This window comes from Bacteroidota bacterium (assembly GCA_016183775.1).
Classification (GTDB): Bacteria; Bacteroidota; Bacteroidia; order JABDFU01; family JABDFU01; genus JABDFU01.
The window spans coordinates 1-12,724 of the sequence record JACPDY010000103.1 but is presented as its reverse complement, the minus strand read 5'-3'; the positions used below and the strand labels follow the sequence as shown (position 1 = coordinate 12,724).

Here is a 12,724-nt window from a genome sequence, read left to right as displayed (position 1 = left end):
AGCCCCATAATTGCAAGGTTAAAGATCGCTCAAGGGAATGGGAGTTACATGGAAAGTAAAGCGTCGCTCCAGAGGAGTGAAATATTAATGGAAGTAAAATGGATTTTGAATTTTGGCTCTTCAGGGGCCCCATAATGGTAAGGTTAAGGATTGTTCAAGGGAATGGAGAGTTTCATGAAAAATAAAAGCATCGCTCCAGAGGAGTGAAATTATTAATAGAACTAAAATGGATTTTAAATTTTGGCTTTTCCAGGGCCTCATAATGGTAAGGTTAAAGATCGCTCAAGGGAAGGGGGAGTTGTATGAAAAGTAAAGCGCCGCTCCAGGGGAGCGAAATATTAATAGAAATAAAATGGATTTTAAATTTTGGCTCCGGAGGAGCCAAACATAATTGATTAAATAAAATTTAATATCAGGATAAATCACATAGGCCATGGCCGATACCTATTCTCAAATATATATCCAGCTTGTTTTTGCTGTTAAGGGTAAACACAGTCTTATAACAGAAAGTATAAAGGTGACATTGTACAAATACATTTCAGGAATTGTTCAAAATCAAAAACAGAAATTATATATAATAAATGGAATGCCTGATCACCTACATATTTTAGTTAGTATCAGCCCTGGCATAGCAATATCATCTCTTGTGCGTGAAATAAAAGAGCATTCAACAAAATTTATTAATACAAATTCACAGTTAACGGGTAAATTTCAGTGGCAGGAGGGATTTGGAGCATTTTCATATTCGAAATCACAATTGCCGGATGTAGTTGAATATATTAGAAATCAGGAAGTGCATCATGCCCAAAAAAGTTTCAGAGATGAATACCTTGATTTATTAAATAAAAATGAAATTAAATATAAAGACGAATACCTGTTTGATTGGTTGGATTATAACTCTAATGTCGTTGAATTATAAATACTAATATTAGGTTTCAGAACCTTGAAATAGAATAACTTTTATGGCCAAGATCAAAGATTCAGACAATTCAGCAAGTACACCCGAAAACACTAATAACGCCGGTGGCAACGATCATAATGTAATCCTTGTTTCTGGCATGTACCAGAATTGGTTTCTGGATTATGCATCATATGTAATTCTTGAACGGGCTGTTCCTGCTATTGAAGATGGCTTAAAACCCGTGCAGCGTCGTATCATGCACTCCATGTGGGAAATGGAAGACGGGCGTTACAATAAAGTGGCGAATGTTATAGGTAACACTATGAAATACCATCCGCATGGTGACGCCTCAATTGGTGATGCGATGGTGCAGTTAGGACAGAAAGATCTGCTTATTGATACACAAGGTAACTGGGGAAATATATTGACAGGTGACTTTGCTGCAGCTCCCCGTTATATTGAAGCACGTTTGTCGAAGTTCGCGCTGGAAGTGGCCTTCAATCCCAAAACGACTACTTGGTTAGCCAGTTATGACGGTCGGAATAAAGAGCCGGAAACATTACCGATGAAATTTCCTTTGCTGTTGGCGCAAGGTGTTGAAGGTATTGCGGTTGGTCTCGCCTGCAAAATTTTGCCACATAATTTTAATGAACTTATCGATGCATCGATAAAGGTCTTACGCGGCCGAAAAACAGATATCATGCCTGATTTTCCTACAGGCGGTTCCGCTGATTTTAGTAATTACAGCGAGGGTTTGCGTGGGGCAAGGGTACGTGTTCGTGCCAAAATATCGCAGCTGAATAAAAAGACGCTTATTGTTTCGGAACTACCTTTTGGGACAACAACGCAGTCTCTGATCGATTCGATTCTTTCTGCTAACGACAAAGGAAAAATAAAAATAAAAAGGGTTGAAGACAATACATCAGAGAATGTTGAGGTGTTGATACATCTGGCACCTGATGTGTCGCCGGATAAGACAATCGACGCGTTGTACGCCTTTACGGATTGTGAGATATCCATATCACCAAATGCCTGTATAATTGAGAACGACAAGCCGCGCTTTGTCGGGGTGAACGAAATGCTGAAAATTTCCACACATCAAACGCTGGAGCTGTTAAAGCGGGAGCTGGAAATTGAACTTGAAGAGCTTAAAGAACAATGGCATTTTTCTTCACTGGAAAAAATATTCATCAAGGAAGAGATGTATATCGATTTCAAAAAGTACAACGATAAAGAGAATTTATACAAATATTTATACGAATCTTTTAAGCCCCATAAGCGCAAGCTGAACCGTGCGATCAATGATGAGGACCTTGAGCGTTTGACCAGGATCCCGATGATCCGTATCACCCGTTTTGACAGTATTAAAGCGGATGATGTGATGAAAGACCTCGAGAAAAGGATCGATGAGGTAAAACACCACTTGGCAAACCTTACTGAATTCGCGGTTGAATATTTTATGAACCTGAAGAAGAAATATGGTGCAGGCCGTGAGCGCAAAACCGAGATACGCTCATTCGAGAATATCGAGGTTCGCCATGTAGTTGTTGCCAATCAAAAGCTGTATGTGAACAGGGAAGAAGGCTTTATAGGCTATGGACTTAAGAAGGATGAATTTGTTTGCGAATGTTCGGAGAGGGAAGGCAAAATGAAAGTGGTAAAAGTTGCCGACAAGGCCTTTATGGGTAAGGATATTATATATGTAAATGTGTTCAAAAAGAATGACGAACGCACCATTTACAACATGATATACCGTGATGGTAAAAAGGGTGCTGCTATGATGAAGCGTTTTCCTGTAACAGGTGTAACGCGTGATAAGGAATACGATCTGACCAGGGAAACCCCCGAGTCACAAGTGTTGTATTTTACGGCAAACCCTAATGGTGAGTCGGAGGTTGTTACCGTTCATCTGAAACCATTGCCTGGTTTGAGGAAACTGGAGTTTGATGTAAACTTCGCCGACCTCGCGATAAAAGCGAGGGGAACAATGGGTAATGTGGTTACCAAATATCCTGTGAAAAAGATCGTTCAGAAATCGAAAGGGGCGGGGATAGCGCATACAGAGAGAATATGGTTTGACGATACTGTTCACCGCATTAATAATACCGAGTATGGCACTTATCTCGGCGAGTTTTCGGGTGAGGATAAAATTTTAGGTATTACCCAAAGCGGGCATTATAAACTGTATTCATTCGATCTGTCGACTCACTTTGATGAAGATATTATTTTGATCGAAAAATTTGATCCGGCAAAACCGGTATCTGCTATTTATTATGATGGAAAGGATAAACAGTATTATGTAAAACGTTTTGTTGTTGAACCTACTGATAAAAAAGTTTTGTTTATCAGCGAGGCCGAAGGTTCAGTGCTCGAAGTCGCAACTACACAGGCTGCACCAGTAGTCGATATCATCTTCTCCAAAAAGGAAATAAAAAATAAGAAAATAAACCTCATTGAGTTCATTGAAATAAAAGGTCTCAAAGCAAAAGGAAATAAACTTACTGACCATAAAGTGAAGGAAGTTAACTTGCTGGAGTTAAAAGAGAAACCTCTTGCACCGCCACCTGTTGAAGAACCGGCTAAAGTTGCTGCCGCACCTCCTGTAAAAGCTGAGCCTAAAAAAGTTGCTGAATTACCTTCTAAAACTGTAAAGAAAAAAGGAAAGGGTGGGAAGCCTCCTAAGCAGACAAAGTTGGATATATAAGGTAGTAGTTTGGTCATTGATGTTAGGACATTATTGCAATTAAAATGAAGGGCAAAGAAATCAGAATCATCAGCATTTTTGATTGTAGGCCATACATTTCTAAGGGCAAAGTTTAAAATATTCTCAATGACCCAATCCTGGCCAACAATAAAAAAAGTATTCTCAAAAATATTTATTGGCTTTGGCATTTTTTCATTTATACTCATCGTGTTCTCCTTCACCCGCGTTCCATTTGACATCCACTGGTGGCTGGGAAAAAATGCGAGTGAATATTATTTCAAACCGGATCATATAGTTTTTCTTGGCGGCAGCGGCATGCCCAGTGAATCCAACCTTATCCGTATTTACTATACTTCCGCATTGGCAAAAAAATATCCTAAAGCAAAAGTGCTGGTCGCTCATCCGATTGATGAGGACGTTATAGCACTTATCCGGGAGGAAATGATCCAAAAGGGAATTGATTCATCACGTATAGAAATTGAAAAAAGAGGAACAAATACACGTGAACAGGCCATTATGATCGCTCAGGATTTTCCTGAAATGCCTGATCAAAACATTGTACTTGTCACTTCTCCCGAAAACATGATGCGCACCATGAAAGTCTTCTGGAAAGCAGGGTTTAAGCATGTGGGAGGAGAACCTGCCTTTGAAAATGCGATGTTTGTTGATCTTACCTATGATCATAAAAAAGTCGGAGGCAAAAAATATTCACCTAATGTTTCCTCTAACCTTGCCTTGCGCTATAATTTCTGGAATTACCTTAAATTGGAAATTACCTGTTTACGCGAGTTTGTAGCACTTGGCTACTATAAACTTAATGGCTGGATTTGATCCCCCTAATTTTCGTACCTTATTTTGTTCGTGATATTGCTTTCTGTACTATTTCTTAGTAACTTAAATTAATATTATAAACGCAATAGTGGGTTATGAAACAATTTAAATATGTGTGGTTTTGCTTATGTGTTGGATATACGCTTCTGAGTGCACAGGTAAATATAAATTTCCGGTCTAACTTACCATATCCTGGTCAAACCTGTGCCAATATATGGGGTTATGTGGATAGTCTTGGAAACGAGTATGCGTTGGTAGGTGCCTCAAAGGGTCTTTCAATAGTAAATGTTACAAATCCTGACAGTCCCTTTGAAGTGGTCCAGATCCCCGGCCCGGATAACTTATGGAAGGAAGTTAAAACCTGGGGTAAATATGCTTATGTGGTATCTGAAGGTGGAGGGGGCCTCCAGATTATTGATCTCAGAAAACTTCCGGGTACGAATCTTCCCAGCAAATATTGGGAAGTGAAATATATGGGCGATACCCTTGTCAGGGCTCATTCGCTTCATATCGATAATGGATTTGCATACCTGTACGGCGGAACATACAAAGGAGCTTTAATTTGCGATCTCGCTGATCCCTGGAACCCTGTTGCAGCAGGGCTTTTCAATATGAGTTATATTCATGACGGTTATGTCAGGAACAATGTATTATATGGGTCACATATTTATACAGGCTATTTTTCAATTATTGATGTCTCGAATAAATCAACACCAACATTAATCCAAACTCAAACCACTTCAAAACAGGCCACCCATAACACCTGGCTTTCTGATGACAGTAAAACACTTTTTACAACAGATGAAACCTCCGGTTCTTTCCTTGATGCTTATGATGTAAGCAATTCCGCTAATATAACGCTGCTTGATATGGTTCAATCTAATCCGGGATCAGGATCGGTGGTGCATAACTGTCATGTTAAAAGTGATTGGGTGGTTTGTTCGTATTATAAAGACGGTGTTGTGATCTTCGATGGACACCGGCCAACTAATCTCGTTCAGGTTGCTGATTTTGACACTGATACGGCCAACTCAGGCAATGGATATACGGGTGCATGGGGCGTTTATCCTTATCTTCCTTCAGGAACAATTGTGGTAAGTAATATTAACGAAGGGTTGTTTGTTTTATCCCCAACATACAAGCGCGCCTGTTATCTTGAGGGTAATGTAACAGATTCGGTAACGGCCTTGCCGATCAATACTGCAAATGTCGATATACTAACCACAAGTATAGTTGACAGTACAAAGTTAACCGGTGATTATGCGATTGGTACAGTTGTTCCGGGAACATATACGGTACAGGTTTCAAAATCGGGATATATTACACGAACCATTGGCGGAATTAACCTGTCTGCAGGTAATGTCACCACCCTCAATGTTAAACTAAAACCAGTTTCAAATTCCATTGATGATCAGAATGATGCGCTGAAATTTAATGTATATCCTAATCCTTTCAGTGATAAATTTTCGATTTGTTATTCTTTCATTGACGAACTATCCTCTGATGGCCACTTGATTGTAACAGATATTACAGGCCGTTTGCTTATTCAACAGGCCATTAAAAGCAAGACAGGCGTTATTTCAATTGAAGGTATACATGAGCGGGGTATTTATTTTGCTCAGATAACGAACGGAAATACAAAAAGCCATGCGGTTAAATTGTTGAAGCTGCAATAGCTCTGCGGACTTACATAGGATACCTGGCGGTTGCGGTTGTGTTCTGATCGCAAAAATCTTTTATCAAAAATTTGTAATATCCTGTAATGGCTATCATGGCTGCATTATCCGTGCAGTATTCAAATGGGGGAATAAATAGCGACCAATTGCTTTTCCGGGCCTCTTCTTCCAGGGCCTTACGTAATCCTTTATTGGCCGAAACTCCACCGGCAACAGCGATCCGGGATATGTTGTGTTGTTTTGCGGCCAGCTTCAATTTCGCGAGCAATATATCTATTATCGTTTTCTGAATGGAAGCACAGAGATCGGCTTTGTTCTTTTCAATAAAGTCATTTTCGCGTTTAACCTGTTCATTGATAAAATACAGGAAAGAGGTCTTTAATCCGCTGAAACTAAAATTAAGTTCAGGAATTTGCGGATGAGGAAATTTAAATTTGTCAGGGTTGCCTTTCTCCGCAAGTTGATCAATAAAAGGACCGCCGGGATAGGGAAGTCCCATTATCTTCGCGCTCTTGTCAAAAGCCTCACCGGCTGCATCATCAATGGTTTCGCCAATAATTTTCATTCCGAGGTGATCTTTCACCAACACAATTTGAGTGTGTCCGCCGGAAACTGTTAAACACAGAAAGGGGAACTCCGGATGTGGCTTGTCAGAATTATCGGTAATAAAATGAGCCAAAACATGAGCCTGCATATGGTGTACTTCGATGAGTGGAATGTTGAGCGCCATTGCGAATCCTTTAGCAAACGAAGTGCCGACCAGCAGCGAACCGATCAATCCGGGGCCGCGGGTAAAAGCGACAGCGCTTAATTGTTCTTTGGTAATATCAGCTTTTTTAAGGGCTGAATCAACCAAAGGGACTATATTTTGCTGGTGGGCTCTTGAGGCCAGTTCGGGCACAATGCCGCCATATTGCTGATGTATTCCTTGCCCCGCAACAATATTGGCAAGAAGTTTGCCATCCTGAATTACAGCTGCAGCTGTATCATCACAGGATGATTCGATCCCTAAAATGATTATTTTATTTGTATTGTTACTCACCGTCGCTTGTTAGAATCAATTTAAGATCGATAAGGTTTAAAGGTATCGTTTGTTTAAATTTGTCAATCAGGTAACAAACTGGTAATAAAGTTATTAAAAAAGCTGTTAAAATATCATTGTATGTGCTATTGACGATTGTTTTGTTAGTAGCCGGAAGCGTGTTGCTCCTCCGTTCTTCTGCCGTTCAAACTAAAATTGCGCACAGGTTGGCTTCATATTATTCAAACCAACTCCATACAGAGGTCAGGATCGGTGAAGTGGATATTGAATTCTTCAAAAAGCTTGTCCTTCGGGATGTTTATATCCAGGATGTGCATAAGGATACCCTGCTTTTCTTTAATGAGCTGAAGCTGGATGTCACCAATTTAAGTTTTGAAAAGCGCGAGTTGGCTGTATCCGGATTGGAGTTAGTAAATCCTAAGGTTAAATTGATCCAATATTCCGGTGAGAAGGATTTTAACTTTCAGTTCCTGATCGATGCCTTTTCAGGTAACGATACTACTTCTAAAGATCCGACAATTTGGCAGGTGAAATGCAGAGATATTATTCTTAAAGATTTGTTCTTCGCTTATAAGAATGAAGCCGATACAGTCAGCACAGAGGGAATGAACTATTCTGATATTTTATGCAGGAAAGTAAATGGCAATATCAGAAATATTCATTTTGAAAAGGATACTATTTATTTTGATATAGAAAAATTATCCGCGTACGAAAAATGCGGATTTGTTTTAAGCAGCTTATCCGCAAATACGAGCATTTCACCTAAAGGAATTATATTAAATGATCTGAGGATTATTACTCCCGGAAGCAGTATCAAAAGCGATTTTCAAATGAAGTACGACAAGTACGCCGATTTCCCTGACTTTATAACAAAGGTTAAAATGAAAAGTCATTTTGACAGCACCTGGGTAGAGGTATCCGATATTGGATATTTCGCGCCGGTTTTAAAAGATATTCATCAAACGGTATTTATATCAGGGAATATTAATGGGAAGGTTGATGCCCTGAAGGGTAAGAATTTGACGATACATTACGGAACTGCAACTCATTTCGATGGCAACATTGAATTAACAGGTATACCAAATGTTGATGAGATGATATTGAATATTAAAGTGAATAAGCTTACAACAAACAAAGGCGATCTGGAGCAAATGCCGGTTCCGCCTTTTGCTGAAGGTAAAACACTGAAGGTTCCTGATAACATGAAGTCACTGGGTCTCATTTCATTTCATGGAAGTTTCAATGGCTTCTTAAATGACTTTGTCGCTTTCGGAACCTTTTCGTCTGCATTGGGGAACGTTTCCTGTGATATGTCCATGAAGGAGGATCTTGATATCAAGAAACTGTTTTATAAAGGTAAGTTAAGATCATCAGGCTTTAACATAGGTAAACTGTTGCTGACAGATAAGATCCGAAATATCGCACTTGATGCTCATATTGATGGAAGTGGAGTGCAGAGTGATAATGCTGACGCTAAATTGAATGGGACAATCATACGTTTTGATGCAATGGGTTATAGTTATAAGGATGCGAAGGTTGAGGCGAGGTTATCAAGAAAAATATTTGATGGAACGTTGACTTTAAATGATGACAATCTGAAATTTAAATTTGAAGGAAATGTTGATTTCACTCAAAAGCTGCCGCAATTGAATTTTAATGCCGACATTACGCAGGCCAACCTTACCGCTCTTCATGTTCTTAAACGTGATACTTCGGTAGTAGTTTCCTCTGTTCTTCATTTTCAAATGAAGGGTAACTCTATTGATAATTTAACCGGGGTTGCGGAAGCACATAATACATCCGTTAGCATTGGTAAGGAGCACTTTGTTTTTAATGAATTTAAACTGACTGCCACAGATGATGCCCGCAGCAAACAGCTTCGTGTAAGCTCTGATTTTATTGATGTTGATGTTAAAGGGAAATACATATTCCAGGAGCTGGGTACTTCATTCGAAAACATGCTCAGTTTTGTTTTGCCGGCTTACTTCAGTTCCAGACAGATAAAGGCCCCGCAAGACCAGCAGTTTGAATTAAAAGCCAGATTCAAACACCCTGATGATTTTACAAAATTATTTTTACCAAAATTAGGGATCGCCGAAGGAACAACAATTGACGGAACCTATAATTCAACAATCCAGCAGCTGGTATTGGATATATCCTCCCCCCGGTTAAAAGTATTTGGCAACAAACTGGATAGTGTTGAATTAAAGGCCCGTTTGGAGAATAAAAAACTGAACCTGGACATAACCTCATCACAGGTAGCTATTACAGACAGTCTTTTGCTGAAAAACTTTGATGTAACTACCGGCACTCAAAATGATTCTTCCTTTTTCAATATTAAATGGAATAATCACTCAACTCCCGAATACCGGGCCGATATAAAAGCAAAAGCGGTATTCACTTCAGCTCCTGAGATAAAGTTCAGTTTTCTTCCTTCAGAAATAGTCATAACTGATTCAATATGGGCCATTAATTCAAACAACCAGGTAATCATTGATACATCCTGTATTTATGTCCATAACATGGAAATCTCTAATAATCGTCAGTACATACATATAAGCGGCAACTCTTCGAGATTTTCTTCGGATAGCATGCTTGTCAGGTTCACACAATTTAACCTTGCCAACCTGAACAGGTTCATGGTTAGTTCCGGCATTAAGCTGAAAGGTATTGTTGACGGACAAACACGTGTTGCCGGCATTTATTCCACACCGATGGTCATCAGCAATACAAATTTTACAGGCTTGAAAATAAATAATGAAGATATCGGGAATGGGTATGTAAAAACCATCTGGAACAGTGAGAAGGACGCGCTGGCGTTGAACGGATTGTTCAGTAAGGATATTCTTCCCGATATTATCTTTTCAGGATTTTATTATCCTAACAGGAACAACAGTATTGATATGAATTTAACGCTGAATACTCTCAGTCTGGATCTCGTAAAGCCTTTTATCAAAGATTATTGTAAAGATGTTGTCGGGCAATTTTCAGGGAATATGCTTCTAAAAGGGCCATTAAGTAATCCCGAATTAAGCGGTAAGCTTACAATAGATGCGCAAAGGGTAAGTGTTAATTACCTGGGAACATGGTATAGCTTCAAACATGATGTGATCATAGATAAGAATTCATTTGGGGTTGAGAACATGGTGTTATACGATCAGATCTATGAACAGAATAAAAAGGGTAACACACTTTCTGAAAAGGATAGAAGATCGGGGTCAGGTACCGCTATTGTGAATGGAAAAGTTTACCATGATAATTTCAAAAATTTCCAGCTTGACTTTGACATTACTCCGATAAAATTTATGGTATTGAATACGACTGAAGATCAGAACCCGCTGTATTACGGACAGGCCTACGTTACAGGACCCTATATTAATATATTCGGTTATATCAATAACATGATATTAATCACGGCGAATGTAAAAACTGACAAGGTCAATATTGCGAAGAAAAGCGGGAAAACTAAATTGTTTATTCCATTGTCAGGTACTACCGAAGTTTCGCAAAGTAATTTTATAACATTTGTGAATCACGATACAAGTGGAGTTAAGAAAGATAAGTACAAAGTGGATCTTAGCGGGTTACAGCTCGATTTCGACCTGGATGTAACCCCGGATGCGGAGATAGAACTGATATTCGATCAAAAGATCGGAGACGTTATTAAAGCGCGCGGGAACGGCACATTAAAGCTTGAGATCAATACGCTGGGTAAGTTCAATATGTATGGTAATTATACTGTGGAGAATGGAGATTATTTATTCACACTTCAAAATATCATCAACAAACGTTTCGATATAGAGCAGGGGGGGACAGTTAAATGGAGCGGCAGCCCTTACGATGCCGAAATGAACCTTAACGCGGTGTACAAATTAAGGACCTCTCTCAGCCCTCTTTTCCCCGGGGATTCTACCGGTACATATAAACGCAGATACCCTGTTGATTGTAAAATGATATTGTCAAATAAACTTATGACTCCGGATATCGCTTTTGATATTGACTTGCCGACTGTGAATGAGGGTACGCGCCGAGATGTGCGCAATATGGTGAATAATGACCTTGAAATGAACCGCCAGGTATTCTCATTGATGGTACTTGGCAGCTTTGTTACTCCGCAAACTCTCGTTGGTACCGGTGAAACAGGGAATGCCGGAAAAGCGGCTTCAAGTGAGCTGTTGTCGAACCAGCTGAGTAATATGCTTTCAAAAATCAGTAAAGATTTTGATCTTGGTGTTAAATACAGAGCGGGTGATAAGGTGAGTAATGAAGAATTACAATTGGCACTTTCTACCCAGTTATTTAATAACCGTTTGAGTATTGATGGCAATTTTGGTGTTTCCTCAAGAGTTGCGCAGAGCACCAATACACTTGTGGGTGATGTAAACATGGAATATAAACTTACAGATGATGGGAAAATACGCGTAAAAGCGTTTAACCGTACGAACGACAATGCGATCATTAACCTTAGTTCTCCCTATACGCAGGGAGTTGGTGTATTTTACAGAGAAGAGTTCAATACGATCGGAGATCTGTATAAGTACTACCTGTTTCGTTTTCAGAAAAAGAAAAAAGAACAGCCGGCAAATTAAGCCCGCGCAACCAGCAGTGGAATTTTTATTCCATGCCGCACTGCATCAACCGTGGTGCCCAGGAAGAGATCCTTCAGTCCCCTGTGTCCATGAGCTCCCATAACAAGTAATTCAGTCCCGCTTTTATTAACTATTTCGGGTATTACCTTTTTTGGATTGCCATAGCCGAGTGTAACATCAACCTTATAGCTAAGTGCTCTTAATTGTGCGGCATATTCATCCAGCCCTTTTCTGTCGGCCAGCGATTCGTAATCCCGGGTGTTTTTTCCGTGAATAATGGCCCCCGGTGTTTCAACAATATGAATAAGCAGGTACCTGGCTTTTGTCCCGCCTTGTAACAGCGCGTGACTGATGGTCTTAGAGTCCATATCCGAAAAATCCACCGCGATCGCAATGTTTGCATAATTTTTTCCCGGTTCAAGTTTCAATGAATGAAATGCGCTGTGTGGTTTATATGAAGAAAACCGGATGTTGTTAAGGAATGGTTTAAATGTGATATAAAACAAGAGGCAGCATGCGAAAATGCTGAGGGGTATTATGGTAAAAGCAATTACAGTCGGGTTCTCTGAAGTAATCAGCCATTCAACAATCGATTGAATTACAAGATTGATATTCAGGCCAACGATCACTATAACACAAAGCCATGCCGCAATCTTTGTTAGTCGGCCAATGGCAAATGTGCCCATCCTGTTCTTATCGCTTACAAAGTGTATGAGTGGAATGATGGCAAAGCCAAGCTGGAGGCTTAAAATAACCTGACTGAATACCAGAAGTTTTCCGGTTGCAGATTCCCCGGCTATATAGATGGTCAGGAATGCAGGGATAATTGCTATCAGTCGGGTCATGAGACGTCTTATCCAGGGCTGTATTCGGAGGTTAAGATAACCTTCCATGACTACCTGGCCGGCTAAAGTGCCTGTGATGGTAGAGCTTTGCCCGGCTGCTATCAGGGCAATGGCAAAGAGCATCGGCGCCCATTCG

General features: G+C 39.9%; 7 protein-coding genes. 5 read left to right on the top strand and 2 right to left on the bottom strand.

Going from position 1 to position 12,724, the window contains the following annotated elements; all coding sequences use genetic code 11:
• The first annotated feature begins 433 nt into the window (after positions 1-433).
• The 4 genes from tnpA (at position 434) to HYU69_13150 (ending at position 6,112) form a co-directional block, all read left to right on the top strand.
• Positions 434-919: an IS200/IS605 family transposase gene (gene tnpA, locus HYU69_13165; protein MBI2271287.1), complete on the top strand. Its 486-nt coding sequence runs from the start codon at positions 434-436 to the stop codon at positions 917-919.
• 43 nt (positions 920-962) lie between these two features.
• Positions 963-3,605, top strand: a complete 2,643-nt coding sequence (locus HYU69_13160; protein ID MBI2271286.1) for a DNA gyrase/topoisomerase IV subunit A — start codon at positions 963-965, stop codon at positions 3,603-3,605.
• A gap of 126 nt (positions 3,606-3,731) precedes the next feature.
• A complete protein-coding gene (locus HYU69_13155; protein ID MBI2271285.1) occupies positions 3,732-4,436 on the top strand; it encodes a YdcF family protein in 705 nt (234 codons plus the stop codon).
• Between the two features lie 95 nt (positions 4,437-4,531).
• Complete coding sequence (locus HYU69_13150; GenBank protein MBI2271284.1) at positions 4,532-6,112, top strand: choice-of-anchor B family protein; 1,581 nt, start codon at positions 4,532-4,534, stop codon at positions 6,110-6,112.
• A 10-nt stretch (positions 6,113-6,122) separates the two neighbouring features.
• Here the strand turns inward: HYU69_13150 and tsaD are convergent, their stop codons facing one another.
• A complete protein-coding gene (tsaD, locus tag HYU69_13145) occupies positions 6,123-7,133 on the bottom strand; it encodes a tRNA (adenosine(37)-N6)-threonylcarbamoyltransferase complex transferase subunit TsaD (GenBank protein ID MBI2271283.1) in 1,011 nt (336 codons plus the stop codon).
• A gap of 143 nt (positions 7,134-7,276) precedes the next feature.
• On the opposite strand from tsaD, the gene HYU69_13140 reads away from it, so the two are divergent.
• Positions 7,277-11,743: a translocation/assembly module TamB gene (locus HYU69_13140; protein MBI2271282.1), complete on the top strand. Its 4,467-nt coding sequence runs from the start codon at positions 7,277-7,279 to the stop codon at positions 11,741-11,743.
• Here HYU69_13140 and HYU69_13135 read toward each other — a convergent pair.
• Positions 11,740-12,724 (bottom strand): divalent metal cation transporter (locus HYU69_13135; protein ID MBI2271281.1); only part of this gene is annotated, 985 nt, incomplete at its 5' end. The genes HYU69_13140 and HYU69_13135 overlap by 4 nt on opposite strands.

What these genes read in the sequence shown, in the direction of transcription:
- tnpA (MBI2271287.1), top strand. Translation starts at nt 434, where the DNA reads ATGGCCGATACCTATTCTCAAATATATATCCAGCTTGTTTTTGCTGTT.
- HYU69_13160 (MBI2271286.1), top strand. Translation starts at nt 963, where the DNA reads ATGGCCAAGATCAAAGATTCAGACAATTCAGCAAGTACACCCGAAAAC.
- HYU69_13155 (MBI2271285.1), top strand. Translation starts at nt 3,732, where the DNA reads ATGACCCAATCCTGGCCAACAATAAAAAAAGTATTCTCAAAAATATTT.
- HYU69_13150 (MBI2271284.1), top strand. Translation starts at nt 4,532, where the DNA reads ATGAAACAATTTAAATATGTGTGGTTTTGCTTATGTGTTGGATATACG.